The 16,330-nt window shown below is 69.7% G+C and carries 8 protein-coding genes; 2 read left to right on the forward strand and 6 right to left on the reverse strand.

Annotated features, from left to right (window positions below; genetic code table 11):
• Positions 1–109 precede the first annotated feature (109 nt).
• Both WMF39_RS22260 and WMF39_RS22265 read left to right on the forward strand, forming a co-directional pair.
• Positions 110–1,333, forward strand: coding sequence for a sensor histidine kinase (locus WMF39_RS22260; protein WP_437747468.1), 1,224 nt, complete (start codon positions 110–112; stop codon positions 1,331–1,333).
• Complete coding sequence (locus WMF39_RS22265) at positions 1,330–2,520, forward strand: ATP-binding protein (protein WP_437747469.1); 1,191 nt, start codon at positions 1,330–1,332, stop codon at positions 2,518–2,520. Before WMF39_RS22260 ends, WMF39_RS22265 begins: the two co-directional genes overlap by 4 nt.
• A 24-nt stretch (positions 2,521–2,544) precedes the next feature.
• On the opposite strand, the gene WMF39_RS22270 is transcribed toward WMF39_RS22265, so the two are convergent.
• The 6 genes from WMF39_RS22270 to WMF39_RS22295 all read right to left on the reverse strand — a co-directional run bounded on the left by WMF39_RS22270 (position 2,545) and on the right by WMF39_RS22295 (position 16,274).
• Positions 2,545–5,172, reverse strand: a complete 2,628-nt coding sequence (locus WMF39_RS22270) for a glycoside hydrolase family 15 protein (protein ID WP_437748009.1) — start codon at positions 5,170–5,172, stop codon at positions 2,545–2,547.
• 469 nt (positions 5,173–5,641) lie between these two features.
• Positions 5,642–6,778: an ABC transporter permease gene (locus WMF39_RS22275; protein ID WP_437747470.1), complete on the reverse strand. Its 1,137-nt coding sequence runs from the start codon at positions 6,776–6,778 to the stop codon at positions 5,642–5,644.
• 24 nt (positions 6,779–6,802) lie between these two features.
• Entirely contained in the window at positions 6,803–8,329 is a 1,527-nt protein-coding gene (locus WMF39_RS22280; RefSeq protein WP_437747471.1) for a sugar ABC transporter ATP-binding protein, read from the reverse strand.
• Positions 8,330–8,401: 72 nt separating this feature from the next.
• On the reverse strand, positions 8,402–9,424 hold the full coding sequence (locus tag WMF39_RS22285; protein WP_437747472.1) for a sugar-binding protein: 1,023 nt from the start codon (positions 9,422–9,424) through the stop codon (positions 8,402–8,404).
• Positions 9,425–9,611: 187 nt separating this feature from the next.
• Entirely contained in the window at positions 9,612–14,672 is a 5,061-nt protein-coding gene (locus tag WMF39_RS22290) for an AAA family ATPase (protein ID WP_437747473.1), read from the reverse strand.
• Between the two features lie 360 nt (positions 14,673–15,032).
• Entirely contained in the window at positions 15,033–16,274 is a 1,242-nt protein-coding gene (locus WMF39_RS22295) for a vWA domain-containing protein (protein ID WP_437747474.1), read from the reverse strand.
• Positions 16,275–16,330 lie beyond the last annotated feature (56 nt).

Here is a 16,330-nt window from a genome sequence, read left to right on the forward strand (position 1 = left end):
ACCGCGCAGGGCGCAAAGCGCAGGAGAAGATGAAGGAGCGCCGCTCGTGACCCCTCCGCCGGGACACGAGCTCAGTGGTCCAGTCGCAGAGCGCGCCGCCGCTTTCCTCATGGCCTCGACTGCGCTCGCGATCGGCGTGTTCACGCCGGATGGCGCGCCGAGGCTCACCAACCACGGCATGCGCCGGCTGCTCGGGGGGGCGGGCGAGCCGGGTCGCGCCGAGGCTCGCCTCGTCAGCCCGAGCTTCGCGGAGCTCGCCGCGGCCGGGCGCGGCGGCGAGGAGCCGATCTACCGCGGCATGCTGCACTTCGGGGATCTCCGGTCGATCGCGCACAGCCTCCGGGGAGAGGTCTGGCGGCTCGGCCACGACCTGCTGCTCCTCGCCGAGTTCGACGTCATCGAGCTCGAGCGCGTCGTCGCCGAGGTGTCCGCGCTCAACTCGCGGATCACGAGCCTCCAGCGGCGGCTCGTCTCCGAGCAGAAGCAGCTCGAGCGGTCGCTCGAGCAGCTGCGCGCCACGCAATCGATGCTCGTCCACTCGGAGAAGATGAACGCGCTCGGCAAGCTCGCCGCCGGCGTGGCCCACGAGATCAACAATCCGCTCGCCTTCGTCCGCAGCAACGTGCACACCCTGGGAGAGTCGCTCGATCGGCTGTTCGCCGCCTACGAGGCGCTCGATCGGGCCGCCGTCGGCGCAGGCTCGGACGATGTGAAGGGCCTCGCCGAGGCGCTCCGCGCGGAGGTCGAGCCCGACTTTCTGCGCGAGGATACGGGGGATCTCGTGAAAGGCACGCTGGGCGGCCTCGCGCGCGTGCAGAAGATCGTCGAGGATCTCAGGACCTTCACGCGGATCGACCGGGCGGAGGAGGAGCGCTGCGACCTGAGGGAGTGCCTGGAGAGCACCCTCGCGATCGCGGGCCCGACGCTGAAGAACGGCGGCGTCCAGGTGACGGTCGAGTGGGCCGAGCTGCCGATGCTGCGCTGCAAGCCGGCGGAGCTCAGCCAGGTGTTCCTGAACCTCCTCATCAACGCGGCCCAGGCGGTCGAGTGCCGGGGCCGGGGGAACGGTCGCATCGTGATCCGCGGGCGCGACGAAGCGCGCCGGGTCGTCCTGCAGTTCGAGGACAACGGCGCCGGGATACCCCCTGACGTCCTCGGCCGGATCTTCGATCCGTTCTTCACGACCAAGCCTGTCGGGCAGGGCACGGGGCTCGGCCTCACCATCTCGCACAAGATCATCGTCGATCAGCACGGCGGCACGATCACCGTCCGATCGACCCCCGGGATGGGCAGCTCCTTCACGATCACGCTGCCGAAGGAGGTCGACCGATGACGCGCGCCTCCGGCGAGCGGCCCGCGCTGCTCATCGTCGACGACGAGCGCGAGACCTTGAAGGCGCTCCGCCGCGAGCTCCGGCGCGATTACGATGTGCTCATCGCGGAGAGCGCCGAGCAGGGCCACGCGATCTTGCGCGAGCGGCCCATCCCTGTCGTCCTCAGCGACCAGCGGATGCCGGGCACGACGGGCACGGAGTTCTACGCGAGGCTCAAGGCCGAATTCCCGGAGACCGTCCGCCTCCTCATGACCGCCTATGCGGACACGAGCGCCGCCATCCAGGCCATCAACGAGGGCGGCGTGTACCGGTTCATCTCCAAGCCATGGGATCCGCCGGAGCTCGCCGGCGTCGTGAGCGACGCGTTCGCGCAGCACGAGCGCATCAGCCGCTTCCAGCGGCTCCTCTCGAGCCTCAAGACGAGCGCCGACGCGCTCCACCTCGAGAACCAGCAGCTCGCCGAGGTGACCCAGAGGACCCATGAGCTCATGGGCGTCGCCGCGCACGATCTGCGCAATCCGATCGCGGCGATCCAGTGGTTCTCGAAGATGCAGCTGGCCGGCGCCGGCGCGGGGCCCGAGGACACGCGGCGCTACGCCCTGAAGATCCAGGACAACGCCGAGTTCGCGCTGCAGCTGCTCGAGGACCTGCTCGACATCACGACGCTGGAGCACGGGAACGTCGCGCTTCGCCTGCAGGAGGCCGACCTGCGAGGCATCGTCGCGGCGGCGGTCTCCCTGAACGAGCACGGCGCCGGCCGGAAGGGGATCTCGGTGGACGTCGACGTGCCCGCGGATCTCCCGCTCGTCTGCTGTGACGTCGGGCGGATCGAGCAGGTCCTGAGCAACCTGCTCAGCAACGCGTTCAAGTTCTCTCATCCGGGCACGACGGTGACGGTGCGCGCGCGGAGGCTCGGTCAGGCGATCGAGGTGATGATCGAGGATCAGGGCCTGGGAATTCGCCCGGACGAGATCAGCGGCCTGTTCCGCAAGTTCCGGAGGACGAGCACGCGGTCGACCGGCGGCGAGAAGAGCACGGGGCTCGGCCTGTCGATCTGCAAGGACCTCATCGAGCGCCACGGCGGCACGATCCGCGTGGAGAGCGAGCTCGGCCGGGGAACGCGGGTGTTCTTCACGCTCCCGATGAAGGCCGGGCGCGCCTGCGAGCCCGAGCGCCCCGCGGCGTAGGCTCGCCCGCGCGCCGCGCCTGGCTCACCAGCTCACGGTGTCGTCGAGCGTGAGCGTCCCGCCGGACGCGGGCGTGCTCATCGTGCGATTGCCGCCGCCCGGGAGGTTCTCCCAGGTCACGGTGCCGTCGGCGTTCTTGCGATAGTACTTGTACTGGAACGCGCTGCTGGCCGGCAGGTTGACGCGGTTCGTCCACACGGGGTAACTGCGCGGATCGATCGGGACGCCGAGATCGGTGTTCCAGCTGCCGAGCGCCGCGGTGTTGCCAGTGACGTACATGTGCTGGCCAACCACGGTGGTCGCGGTGACGTTGACCGTGACGCCTGCCTCGCCGGAGCCGGGCGGCACCACACACGCGTTGTAGCGGCCGCAGACCACCGAGGGGATATCGACGACCCTGCCCGCCCGGATCGACGCCACCAGGCTGATGTACTCTCCCATGGCCCAGTTCAGGGGGCTCATCGACCGCGTCGGGGTGCCCGCCGCGACGTTCGCCGGCTTCTGGACGGACCAGCCGGTGACGTCCGTCGTCTCGCTCCATACCTGCTCTGGGATGAAGCCCTGGGGCGTCGAGAACGCCTTCACCGCGGTCAGGTAAGGGTTGCCGTCGGCGCCGACACCCGTGCTGGCGATCTTGAACATGCCGCGCTCGGCCGTGAAGATGGGCCACAGCCGGCCCCGACCGCCGTTTCCGTCGAAGTTGCCGCCGTCGTTCTTCTCGCCGTATCCATCGTAGTTGTAGCGGAACCACGCGTCCCCCTTGCCGGCGATGGTCCGCTTCAGGATGGCGTCGTACTCGGGCAGCGTCGCGACGATCGAGGGATCGTCGGCCCGCTTCACCCCCATCCGCACGAGCTCGAGGAACCCGCCGTCGACGATGTACCGCTGGTCGTGCGTGCCGCCGCCGTTGCCGATCGTGAAGGTGACCGCCGCGTCCGGCCTGGACACCGGGTTGTACACCTGCGGCCCGCTGCCCGTGTTGCCCCGCGCAGAGGGGTTGATGCGGAGGTAATACCGGCCGTCGCCGTGGTACCCCGTGGTCGTGAACGTCCAGCGGTCGACGCCCTGCTGCCAGGCGTCGGCGGCGGCCATGTAGCGCGCCGCGCTGGTGGTGTCGCCGTTCGCGCGGGCGATCGTCGCGGCGCAGACGAGGCCCGCGATCTCCGCCGCGATGGTCGACGGCGAGTACCCGGCGTTCTCCTCCCAGCGCTCCTGCTGGGTCCATGGGCCGGTGTTGACGATGTAGTCGGCGGTCCTCTTGATCTTCTTCCACAGCGGGTTGTAGACGGAAGGTCCGAGCCGCCACGCGAGAATGATCGGCATCGCCTGCTCATCCATCTGCGTGCCTTGCCAGTACTGCCAGCCGCTGACCCAGGCGTTCTGCGGGAAGCGGCCGACGCGGCTGTAGCCCTGCGGGCAGCCCGGCGCGTCGTACTCGGCGGCGCCGCAGTCGCTCGACTGCTGCAGGGTGTTGAACAGGTAGTTGACAACCGAGGTCCCGGTCGCGGTGTCGCCGGCCGTCACCAGCGCGCTGGCGAACTTGAACAGATCGCGCGCCCAGACCAGGTGGTAGCCGCCGTTGTTGCCGTCGCCGTTGGTCTCGCCCCAGGGCGTGCCCATCCCCGCGATCATGGCGCCGTTCGATTTGTCCTGGATCGCCTTGAGCGACATCGCCGCGAGGTAATACTGGTCGTCGGCGGTGGCGCTCTGGCTGCTGAGCCCGGCCGCGTAGGTCTTCCACCCGTTGTCGTAGGTGGTTTGCAGCGTGCTCAGGCTGCTGCCGAGCGTCGCGTTCGCGGTGGAGGCCGCCTCGGTCTCGGTCGCGCCGAAGCCGAGCACGACGTCGAACGAGACGCTGGTGACGGCGCTCGCGCCGAGGTCGATCCAGCCCATCTGCGCCACATTGCCGCCGCTCGCCAGATCGTTTCGCCAGGTCATCGTCCTGTCGACGTTCCCGCCGAGGAGGTCGGTCCAGCCGTCCGACTCGCCGACGAAGCCGCTCGACACCATCGGCGCGCCGCTCACCACCTTCCATGGGCGCGACGCGGCGAGCGCCGAGGCGCGGCTGTTCTCCGAGGCGACGAGCAGCGTGCGCCCCCCTGCCTCGACGGTCCTCGACGTGTCGCCGGCCCCGGAGTTGTCCATCGCCGGGTTGTGGAGCACGTAGAGGTTGAACTGGGTGACGTTCCTGCCGCCCAGGGCGTCGAACCGGACGCGCTGGATCAACGCGTGGCGCCCCGGATCGGTGAAGACGGTCTTGGTGATCCGCCAGTTGTGGGCGCTGTTCGTCGTCGTCGCCTGCCAGCGCATGGACCGCTTGTCCGGCTGGGTCACGGTGAAGCTCTGCTGCTTCTCCTCGTCGACGAAGGTCTTCGCCGTGTCCCCCACCAGGAACTGCAGATCGACGGTGTTCACGGTGTCGAGCACCGGATAGAACACCTCGGACACGACGCCGCGATGACCGGTGAAGTAGACCCTCGAGGCCGCGGTCGTCGAGGTGCCGAGGAAGGACTTCCCAGCAGGTCCCCACACAGAGGGTACCCCGACCCCCTTGGCGGCAATGCCTGCGCCGAGCGCCTTCAGGGCCTCTGCCTTCGACGGGGCCCTGCCGACGGTGCCGAACGGGAACGGGACAGCGGACTCCCCGGCCATCGGCTCCTCTGCATCCGTGTCGAGCGCGCAGCCCGCGAGCCCGAGTGCCAGGCAAATAATTGCAGTGTCACAAGAAATGCGCTTCAGCATCACGCCATTCCCCTTCCATCGGGTGGCCGTCGCGTGAAGACCGCTCCACGGCTACCGTAAGCCAGCGAGTTGGTTGATGTTTTTACGTGGAACTGGCGGATCGCGGCCCGGGCCCCCTGCGCTCACTTCGCTCCGGCTCCGCGTGGGACGCCAGCAATGCTGTAGCGTAGCACGCGATCTTCGCGCGCTTGCGCGCACCTGCGCGCCGCCATGCCGAGCTCCTGGCAAGGACAGCGACGCTGCGCTCTATGCGCCGTGTCGACGCGGATCCACCAGCACCGAGACCATCACGCGGCAGGGCGATCGACGCAAACAGCGCAGCTCGCGTCGCGGGCTCGACGGAGCGCGGCGTCGACCTCGCCGCCGCGAGCTCATCAGCTCACGCGCCAACCAGCTTGCGCCTCGCCGCCGCGTAGCGCTTGACCACCTCGTCCGCGATGACGCCGATCAGGATGACGGCGCCGATGACCGCGAACTCGATCTGGGTCGGGACGCCCAGCATGTTGATGGCGTTGCGCAGCACCTGCATGAGGGCGGTGCCCAGGATGACGCCCAGCACCGCGCCCTCGCCGCCGCGCAAGCTGAAGCCGCCCAGCACGGCCGCGGCGATCGCGTACAGCTCGTAGAAATTGCCGAAATCGACCGGCTGGGCCGAGTTGACCTCCAGCGCGAACAGCATGCCCCCGAAGCAGGCGAGCACCGAGCAGAGGACATACGCGAGGATCGTCATCCTGTCGGTATCGACCCCGCTGTAGCGGGCCGCCTGCTCGTTGCGGCCCAGCGCCATCAGATAGCGGCCGTAGACGGTGCGGTTCAGGAAGATCGACGCCGCCACCGCGATCGCGAGGAACAAGAGGAACGGCATCGGGATGTCGATCCACGTGATCGGCGCGAGCCGCGTCTTCACGCCGGTGAACGGGTGCACCGCGTAGGGGCTGAAGCGCCCCTCGGAGATCCACGAGAGGAACGGCACGGGGACCGAGAGCGGGGTGCCAACCGACAGGTAGCGCAGCGACTCGAACCCGACGCCGAACCCCTGCGTCTGATCGCCGGAGATCCCGCGCGCGGTGCCCCGGTAGAGCAGGAGCCCGCAGAGCGTCACCACGAACGGCTGGAGCCGGAGCTTCGTGATGAGCAGCCCGTGCGCGAGCCCGATGCAGAGGGAGATGCCGAGCAGCACGGGCACCGCCAGCGAGGCCGGCCAGTGCTGCACCGAGAGGAGCCACGGCAGCATGCAGCCGGCGAGCGCCACGACCGAGCCGATCGACAGGTCGATGCCGCCCGTGATGATCACGAAGCCCGCGCCGATGCTGAGGATGCCGAACAGCGCCGTCCTCCGGATCAGGTTCTCGAGGTTCTCCGCGAGGAGGAACCTCCCGTTCAGGAGCGCGGTGCCGAGCGACACAGCGAGGAGGAGCCAGAAGACGCCGAGCACCTTCCGCCGCGTGGTGGGCACGAGCAGCGCAGCCGGCGCGGCGCCGCGCGCCCCGAGGTCATGTGTCGTCGTCACAGACATGCTCTCTGGCCTCGATGGCTCCTGTCACGCCGCGGCGTCGCTGCCGGTCGCGAGCTGCATGATCGCCTCCTCGCTCAGCTCGGCGCGGCCGAGCTCGCCGGCGATGCGCCCCTCGTGCATCACCAGCGCACGGTCGGACATGCCTATCACCTCTTCCATGTCGCTGGAGACGAACAGGGTGGCCATGCCGCTCGCTGCCAATCGCTCCATCAGCTGGTATATCTCGTGCTTGGCGCCGACGTCAATGCCGCGGGTCGGCTCGTCCAGGAGCAGCACGCGCGGCGACATCGAGAGCCACTTTCCGATGACGACCTTCTGCTGGTTGCCGCCGGACAGGTGCTGCACCGGCTGCACGTCGCTCGGCGTCCGCACGCCGAGCTCCCGGATCGTCTGCGCCGACATCCGGCGCTCGCCCGCGCGGTCGAGGACGCCGTAGCGCTGCGCCGCGCGGAGGCTCGGGAGGCTCACGTTCGCCCGGATCGCCATCTCCAGGATGATGCCCTGTTGCTGGCGGTCCTCCGGGACCAGGCCTATCCCGGCGGCGATGGCGTCTCGCGGGGCGCGCGGCGTGATCGCCCGCCCGGCCACGCGGACGGCGCCTCCGGCCGCCGGCGTGACGCCGAACAGCGTCCGGAGCAGCGACGTGCGCCCCGCGCCGAGGAGCCCGGCCACGCCGACGATCTCGCCGCCGCGCACCGTGAAGGAGAGCGCTCGCTCGGGGTGCCTCGACGTCCGGAGGCCGGAGACCTCGAGCACCGGCTCGCCGGGCGGGTTCGGCACGTGCGGATAGAACTGCGAGAGATCGCGGCCCACCATCAATCGCACGATGCGCTCGTGGCTCATTTCCTCCCCGCGCGCGAGCTCGCCCGCGTTCTCGCCGTCGCGCAGCACGAGCACGCGATCGCAGAGCGCCCTCACCTCGCCGAGGCGGTGAGAGATGTACACGACGCTGATCCCGCCCGCGCGGAGCTCCCTCACCACCTGGAAGAGCGCCTCGGCCTCGTGCGGGCACAGGCACGACGTGGGCTCATCCATGATGAGCACCCGCGCGTTCGCGGAGAGCGCCTTCGCGATCTCGACAAGGTGCCGCTGCCCGAGCGACAGGCCGCCGACGAGCGCGCGCGGCGAGCACGCGAGGCCGACGCGCGCCATGATCGCCCGCGCCTCCCGCTCCATCCTGCCCTCGTCGATGAAGCCGCCCCGCCGCGGCTCCCGGCCGAGATAGATGTTGGCCGCGACATCGAGGTTGTCCGCCAGGTTGAGCTCCTGGTGGATGAGCGCGATGCCGCGGGAGAGCGCCTCCCTGACGGAGCCGAGCGCGACAGGCCGCCCGTCGAAGAGCATCTCGCCGGCGTCGGGCGCCTCGACGCCGGCGAGGATCTTCATGAGGGTGCTCTTGCCAGCGCCGTTCTCGCCGACGATGCCGAGCACCTCGCCTCGGCCGAGCGCGAGGTGCACGCCGCTGAGCGCGAGCACGCCGGGGAAGCGCTTGGTCAGGCCGCGCGCCTCGAGCAGCGGCGTCGCGTCCGGTTCAGGCGAGGAGGCTGTCATTCGCGTCAGCGCGTCGAGCGTCGCCAGCCCGGGGCGCGCGCCGCGCGGGCGCCGCGCTGCCCGACGCCGGGCTCACTGTTGTTTGCCCGCCTTCTGCTTCAGATCGGCCCAGAACTCGTCCAGGTTGCCCTTGCGGATCTGCCGGGCCGGCAGGGAGATGAACTTGTCCTGGGGCACGACGGAGTTATCCCCCCGCACGAGCGCCGCGAGCACGCGCACCGACTCCTTGCCGTACATGTACGGATTCTGCACCACCGTGCCGACCACCTCGCCGTCCTGGATCGCGCGCAGCGTCGCGTCCTGCTCGTCGAAGCCGACGACCTGGATCGAGCTCATCTTCCCCGCCTGCTTCACCGCCTCGAGCAGGGCGGGCGTGTGGTACGCGTTCAGGCCGATCAGGCCCACGAGGTCCGGGTGCGCCGACATCATGTCTTCGGCGTTGCTCTTCGCCTTGGCGGCGTCGATCTGGTCGGTCAGGGTCGCGACGATGGTGTATTTCGCCCCCTTCAGCTCCTGGTTGAGCGGGTCGTTCCCAGCGCTATTGTCCTGGCGATCGAGCAGCTCGTCGAGCACGCCTTGACGGCGCTTGCGGGCGTTGTCGCCCTCGAGCCGCCCGACCAGGATGGCCACCTTGCCGCCGCCGGGGATCGCCTCCTTCACGAGCTGCCCCGCCATCCGGCCAGCGACGTAGTTGTCGATGCCGATGTACACGATGCGATCGCTCTTCGGAGCGTCCGAGTCCTGCGTGATGAGCTTCGTCTTCGCGGCCGCCTTGTTGAGCAGCGGGACCTGGTTCTCCGCGTCGATCGGGCTGATCGCGATGCCGTCGACGCCGCGGATCAGGAGATCCTCGACCCGGTGCAGCTGGTCGTTCACGTCGCTCGGCATCACGACGCTCACCTCGACGTTGTGCTCCTTCGCGCCGTCGATGACGCCCTTCTCGGCGATAGTCCAGAACGGGGCGACGCCGTTCGTGATGTAGGCGAGCTTCGGCTTGCCCCCCGCCGCCGGCGCGCCGCCGTTGTCGCAGCCCAGGGTCGCGAGCCCCGCCGCCACGCACACCCCGACGATGAACCGACCGATGCTCTTCAACATGCGCTCTCCCCTCCACCCGTCCACCCGGCACGAGCCGCCTCGCGCGACGGGCCCATACGCCTCGTGCCGCCGCACGGGCCACGACACAGCTGGAATCCCCGGTCAACTGGCCAGCTCATGATGCGCGATCCGCTCCAGACGTGTCTACACGATTCGACGCGCAGATCGCCACGCGCCTCTCGCCCCCCTAGCGCCGCGTGCCCAGCGCGCTCATGCCGCCCGATCGGCCGACGGCGTAGGCGATCCCGCCCTGCAGCGTCCCGCGGATCACGATGCGGGACATGTCGATGTCGAGCCGGAGGAGCGCCTGCGCGACCTCGCCGCGGATGCCCGTCAGCACCGCCTGGACCCCGAGCAGCCGGAGGGCGTTCGCCGCCTTGAGCAGGGCGTTCGCCACGCGCTGATCGACCCCCTTGATCCCCGTGACATCGATGATGACGGTGCGGGTGCCGCTCCTCGTCGCGCCGTCGAGCAGGGTCTCGAGCACGTCGTGCGCGCGCTCCTCGTCCAGCGTGCCGATGAGCGGCATGACCATCACGTCGCTCGTGATGGGCACGAGCGGGGTCGACAGCTCGGAGATCTTCGCCCGCTGGAACCGGATCACCTCCTCTTGCAGCTCGGCCCGGGCCGCCTCGGCGCGCTCGCGCTCGCCGAGCTCGTGCAACAGGCGCACGTTGGCGTCCCGGAGCTCGGCGCTCTGTGCGGAGAGGCGCACGTTGGCCAGAGAGAGCTCCTCCGTCCGCTCCTTCACCTCCTGCTCCAGCCGCTCGTTGGCCTCACGGAGCTCGGCGCTCACGGCCGAGAGGTCCGCGTAGAGCAGCGCGTTCTCGACCGCCACCGCCGCCTGCGAGGACAGGAGCCGCAAGAGCTCGATGCGATCGGCGGTGAACGCGTGCTCCGCGAGGTGGTTCTCCAGGTACAGCACCCCGCTCAGCCGGCCCTGGTGCAGGAGCGGCAAGCCCAGGATCGATTTCGGCCGGCGCGCGATCACGTGCGGATCGCCGGCGAGGCGCGGGTCGTCGTCCGCGCGCCCGATCACGAGCGCCTCGCGCGAGCGCGCCACGTAATGCACGACCGAGCGGGCCAGATCGAGGCGCGCCTCCAGGGGCATCGAGAGGCCCAGGCTCACCGTGTCGGGGCCGACCGCGATCATCGCCTCGATCGTCAGCACCTCGCCGCGCGCGAGGATGAGGAACCCCCGGCTCGCCCCGGCGCTCTTGATCACGCTGCGCAAGACCTGCTCGATCACCTTGTCGAGCACGATCGCGCTCGAGATGGCCTGGGCGGTGCTGAGGACCGTGGCGAGATCGAAGCTCTCCCCCGCGACGAGGCCCTGGACCGCGGTGCCGGTCGGCGAGAGCGGAAGAGGCTGGCCCAGGGCCGAGGGGTCGGCCGGCGCGAGCTCCTCGCGCAGCGCCTTGGCCTTCTCGGTCGCCCCCCAGCGCTCGTACAGGTAAACCGCCTTGCGCAGGAAGATGTGCGCGAACTCGACCCTGCCCTGGGCGAGCCAGAACCTGCCGTAAAGCTCGTTGCCGAGCGCCTGGTTGTTGATGTAGTCGGCCTGCCGCGCGGCCTCGATGCCCCGCTCGTACAGGTCCATCGCCTCGGCCCTGCGCCCCTCGACGCGGGCCTGCTCGGCGAGCAGGAGCAGGTGCTTGTGAAGCACGTTGTCCGGCCCGGCGTCGGCCCAGCGCTTCATCCGCCCGAGGAGCCGCAGCAGGTGCGCTTCGTGCTCCCGCCGCCCCGCGCCCTCGGCGCTCTCCCACGCGGCGATCCGCATGAGGCCCGCGTAGAACGTCGCCTCGGGCACCTTGGCGTGCGTCGGCAAGGCGCCCTCGATCACGGCGAGCTTCGGCATCAGATCGGCAAAGCTCGCCCTGTCGCCGAACAGGTAGGCATTCCGGATCTTGGCGTAATACAACCACCCCATGTGGTAGGGCGAGCCGCCGTGCTTCGCCGCGTAGGACGCCTCGTCGAACCCGTCGTCGTCGAAGCTGAACCGGCCCCTCGTCAGCCCTTGCAGGCACCTGAGGGGCTGGATCACGCCCGCGAGGAGGATATCGATGATGTCATGGCTGCGGGCGCGCTGCAGGAACGCGAGGTGCGTCTCGGTGAGCTGCGAGAGCTCCGCGAGGTTCATCCCGTAGGTGAGCCGGTCCGAGCCGCTCTGGCTGATCATGTACCCCATGGCCGTCCAGTCGCCGGCCTGGAGCCCGAGGTCGTAGACCCGGTCGTAATAGGGATCTGCCTTCCGCAGGGGCTGCGTCCAGCTGTGCACGTCCGCGGAGAAGATGTGGTAGGTCTTGGCCCGGAGCACGAGGTTGTCGAGCTGGTCTGCGAGCTCGACGGCCATCTTGCCGAACCGATACGCCGTCTCGTACTCGCCGAGCAACGGCCCGACCACCATGCCGTACGCGACGTATCCGAACGCGGACATATCGCTGTTTCCGTGCTGCAGCGAGAGCGTCACCATCTTCACGATGGCGAGGTTCGCGAGCGTCTGGTCGCTCGAGTTGTAGGCCCCGAAGAACAGGTTCACGAGCAGCTCCAGCGTCACGGGGTGCTCGGGGCTCGTCGTCCTCGGGGCGCGGGCGAGCTCCTCGATGCTGCGCGCGCCGAGGAGGACGGGCACCGCCTGGAGCTCCTGCTCGAGCAGCGCGGCGACCTCCTCCCGGGCCTCGGGGATCGGACAGCCGAGGAGCCGGAGGCCGGCCTTCTGGACCAGGGTCGCCTCGTGATTGCGCCACTGGAGCAGGTACTGGTTCGCCTGGACGAGGAGGACAGCGACCTTGTCCATGGCCGTCCGGGCGCGCGCGAGCGCCGCGGTACAGAGCCGCTCGGCCTCCTCGAAGGCGCCGCACAGCGACTCGACCTCGGCGCGCTCCCTGTGGAGCGCGAGGGCGAGCTCGTAGTGGTCGTCGAAGCCGCCGTGGGGCAGAAACCCGAGCCCCGCGCGCAAATAGCCGGCCGCCGCCTCGTAGGCGGTGGCGGCCTTGGCCCTCCTGCCGGCGGCGAGGTTCAGCTCGGCGGCCGTGGCCTGCTCCGCGGGCGAGGTCACGATGGACGCCGCGATGTTGACGTGGTTGACGATGTCGAAGAGCGCCTCGTCCCGCGCGGCGCCCTCGCAGCTGGCGAGCATGAGCCGCGCGATCCTGAGGTGGATCTCGCGCTTGCGATCCTCGCTCATGAGCGAGTACGCCGCCTGCTGGACGCGGTCGTGCAGGAAGCGGTAGGTGACGCGCCAGTCGACGCCGGTCTGCGCCTCGTCGTCGGTCGCGTGCGCGAGGCGGTAGTCGGCGTCCACGGGCGCGATCAGGCCCTCTTGCAGGATCATCCACAGCGCGGACACGGTCTCGTGCGCCGGCCGCTCGCTGATGACCGCGAGGGTGCGCAGGTCGAACTCGTGCCCGATGCAGGCCGCGAGGCGGAGGACGCGGACGAGCTCGGGCTCGAGCTCCTCGATCTTGCGCGCCATGAAGTCGACGACGTTGTCGGTGACCGTGCGCCGCCGGATGCCGTCGAGATCCCACGTCCAGGCGCCCTTCTCGAAGCGGAGCAGGCCCTCCGCGTGGAGCGAGCCCAGGAACTGCCGCACGAAGAACGGGTTGCTCTGGGTCCGGTCGAACACCACGCGGGCGAGCGGCTCGACGTCTGCGCGGGCGGCGGAGAGCGCGTCCGAGAGCAGCGCGATCACGTCGGCGAGGGCGAGCGGCCTCAGCTTGAGCTCGCGGAGCGGCGCGCCCGCCTTCTCGATCTCGTCGAGCGCGACGCGGAGCGGGTGGGCCGCGTACACCTCGTTGTCGCGGAAGGCGCCGAGGAGGAGCAGGTGGCCGCGCTCTGGATCGGCGGCCAGGACCTGGAGCAGCTTGAGCGAGGCCGGATCGGCCCATTGCAGATCGTCCAGGAAGAGGACGAGGGGGTGCTCGGCGGTCGCGAAGACGCGGACGAACGCCTTGAAGATCGCGTGAAAGCGGCCCTGCGCCTCCGCCGGCGGCAGCTGCTGGACCGGGGGCTGCTGGCCGATGATCCACTCGAGCTCCGGGATGAGGTCGACGAGGAGCTGGCCGGTGCTCCCGACCGCGCGGCCGAGCGCCGCGCTCCAGCGCGCGAGCTGCTCCGGTCGCTCGGTGAGGATGTGCCGGAGGAGCTCCCGGAAGGCGCGCGCGAGCGAGGCGTACGGCGCACCGCGGTTCAGCTGCTCGAACTTGCCTGCGGTGAAGTAGCCGCCTCGCTGGGTGATGGCCCTGTGCATCTCGTTCACCAGGGCCGACTTGCCCATGCCCGAGTACCCCGACACGAGCAGGAGCTCGCCCTCCCCGCCGGCGGCGCGCTCGAAGGCGGCGAGCAGCGCGCGCTCCTCCTCGGCGCGGCCGTAGAGCTTCTGCGGGATGCGCAGCGTATCGGGGATGTCGCGCAGGCCGAGCGCGAAGGGCGCCACGGCGCCCGAGGTCGAGAGCTGGCGGAGGCACGCGTCGAGATCGGCGAAGAGCCCGAAGGCGCTCTGGTACCGGTCCTCCGCGTTCTTCTCGAGGAGCTTCATCACGATCCGGGACACCGCGTCGGGCACGCCCGGGACTCGCTCGGGCGGCGGCACCGGCGTCCGCGCGATGTGGCCATGGATGAGATCGAGCGGGTCGCTGCCGGTGAACGGCAGGACGCCGGTGAGCATCTGATAGAGGGTCACGCCGAACGAGTAGAGGTCGGTGCGGCGGTCGATCACGCGGTTCATCCGGCCGGTCTGCTCCGGCGACATGTACGCGAGCGTCCCCTCGAGCGCCTCGGGGCTTATCGCCTGCTGCGTCTCCTGCGGGAGGAGCGTCGCGATGCCGAAGCCGACGAAATGGACCTCGAGCGTGTCCGGGTCGACGAGGAGGTTGTGCGGCTTGATGTCCTTGTGAATCACCTTGCGGCGGTGGAACTCGTCGAGGACCCGGGCCGCCGAGCGGGCGATCGTCAACGCCGCCTTGAGCTCCAGCCGGCCGGCGCGCAGGATGTCGTGCAGCGTCGTCCTGCTCGGCCGCTCGAGCACGAGCGCGAGGCCGTTCCTGTGCTTCTCGAGCCCGTAGGCCTTGACGACGCCCTCGACGTCGAGCGCGCAGAGCACGTTGTACTCGTGCCGGAGCGCCGCGAGCTCACGCGCGCTCGGGAACTCGCTCTTCAGGACCTTGAAGACAGCAGGCTTGCGCTCGTCACCCCAGGTTCCTTCGAACACCTCGATGCTCGAGTCGACGTAGATCGGCTGGCTCACGGAACAGGTCGCGGAGAGCATCTCACCTCGCCGGGGCGCTCGGCCGGCCCGCCGCCGCTGCTGCTCGCGTCGAGCAGACAGGACGGACGGTGTTCTCGCACAAGCGCACCATGGGCGGATTATGTCTAGATCGCTGCCCCCGAGTCACCACCGAAATCGGAACATCGATTCGTCCGTGGTGATATTTTTCAGTATTTGTGCGCTAATATCCAACTCGGACGGAGTCTGGCGTTCGCGCCCGTCACCGAGCGCGGCGGTGCGGCGCGCTAGCGCGGCGCTTCATGCGATGTGGGCTGGCTCTCGGAGGGCTGGAGGAGGTCGATCACGCGGCGCGCCGGGAGGGCGCGTCACAGGCGCAGGTCATTGCGGCACCTCGACGGTGGGACAACCGAACTCGACCCGGACGCTCTCCGCCCCCATGGACTTCACGTGCTCACACGTGGCGCCCTTGATCACGATGGTGGGCGGGGTCGTCGAATCGTCGTAGTCCCAGCCGTCGTCGCCCGGCTTCGGCAGCACCTCATCGTCGATGAAGACGTTCACCTTCGCGCGGTCCGGCGGCTCGGTCTCCAGCGAGAGCTCGCAGGTCCTCACGAGATCCCTCGTGATGCTGGTCAGTGTATCGCCGAGGCTCGCCGCGTCCACCACCTCGAAATAACGGGGCGAGGTCTCCGACGTGGCCGTGTCGCCCTCGACGGCGAGCTGGTCGAGCACAGCGGCATAGGCCGTCGCGCCGGGGATGCCGACGACGAAGGTCTTGATACCGGCCGCGCGCAGGTCCTTCACCCGCTGCACCGTGCGCACGTCGTCCAGGCACACGTCCGTCAAGCCGGCGACGCAGCAGTTCGGCACGCCCGAAGGGCAGTCCCCATCCATGTTCGTGGTGCAGGTCGCGGCCTCGCAGGTCATGGCCGGATCCTGGTTGCAGTTGGGACCGCCGTCGGTCGCCAGGAGGACGTACTTGTCGCCTTCGAGGGTGCCGCCAGCTCCCACGGTGAGGTACCCGAGGGCGCGCGCGAGGGCGTCCGCGGTCGGCGTCGCGCCGCCGGGGTCAGTGCCATCCAGGAGGGTCTTGATGGCGGGGACGGAGGTCGCGCCCGGCGCCACGGCCACGCTCAGGTCCTCCCCCGCCGGCATGCCGCAGTGCTCGTCGGAGGGAAAGAGCTGAAGTCCGACGGACATCCTGTCCTGGATCACGTCGAGCGCGGTGCCGAGGGCGCCCTTCATCATCGTCCAGCGGTCGCTCCCTTCCCAGTCCTTGGTCATGCTGTCGGAGCGATCGAGCACGATCACGAGGTGAACCTGCCGCGGCTGAGCTTCGACCTGCTGGCCGCCGCAGTCGCCGCCGCCCTCCCCCCCGCCCGAGCTGGCGCCCGGCCCGGACGCGATGAAACCGCCACCGAGGGAGGGCTCCCCGCCCGTTCCACCGGAGTCCGTTCCACCGGCGCCGCCGTTTGCGGAGCTGCCGCTGCCGGAGCCATCGCCGCCCGCGCCCGTTCCGCCATCCGATACCGAACATCCCGACGCGAGCGCCCAGCCCAGGCACCAGAGCGATGTCAGGAACAAGGAGCGGGCGTAGTTCCCGCGGTTCTTGCCGATCATAGCCATTCTCCTCGACACGAGTGAATCGACACGAGTCAACGCGCCAGCGCGCGGCG

The sequence above is a fragment of the Sorangium sp. So ce1504 genome (assembly GCF_051521635.1).
GTDB lineage: Bacteria > Myxococcota_A > Polyangia > Polyangiales > Polyangiaceae > Sorangium > Sorangium cellulosum_B.

What these genes read in the sequence shown, in the direction of transcription:
- WMF39_RS22295 (WP_437747474.1), bottom strand. Translation starts at nt 16,274, where the DNA reads ATGATCGGCAAGAACCGCGGGAACTACGCCCGCTCCTTGTTCCTGACA.
- WMF39_RS22265 (WP_437747469.1), top strand. Translation starts at nt 1,330, where the DNA reads ATGACGCGCGCCTCCGGCGAGCGGCCCGCGCTGCTCATCGTCGACGAC.
- WMF39_RS22275 (WP_437747470.1), bottom strand. Translation starts at nt 6,778, where the DNA reads ATGTCTGTGACGACGACACATGACCTCGGGGCGCGCGGCGCCGCGCCG.
- WMF39_RS22260 (WP_437747468.1), top strand. Translation starts at nt 110, where the DNA reads ATGGCCTCGACTGCGCTCGCGATCGGCGTGTTCACGCCGGATGGCGCG.
- WMF39_RS22270 (WP_437748009.1), bottom strand. Translation starts at nt 5,172, where the DNA reads ATGGCCGGGGAGTCCGCTGTCCCGTTCCCGTTCGGCACCGTCGGCAGG.
- WMF39_RS22285 (WP_437747472.1), bottom strand. Translation starts at nt 9,424, where the DNA reads ATGTTGAAGAGCATCGGTCGGTTCATCGTCGGGGTGTGCGTGGCGGCG.
- WMF39_RS22280 (WP_437747471.1), bottom strand. Translation starts at nt 8,329, where the DNA reads ATGACAGCCTCCTCGCCTGAACCGGACGCGACGCCGCTGCTCGAGGCG.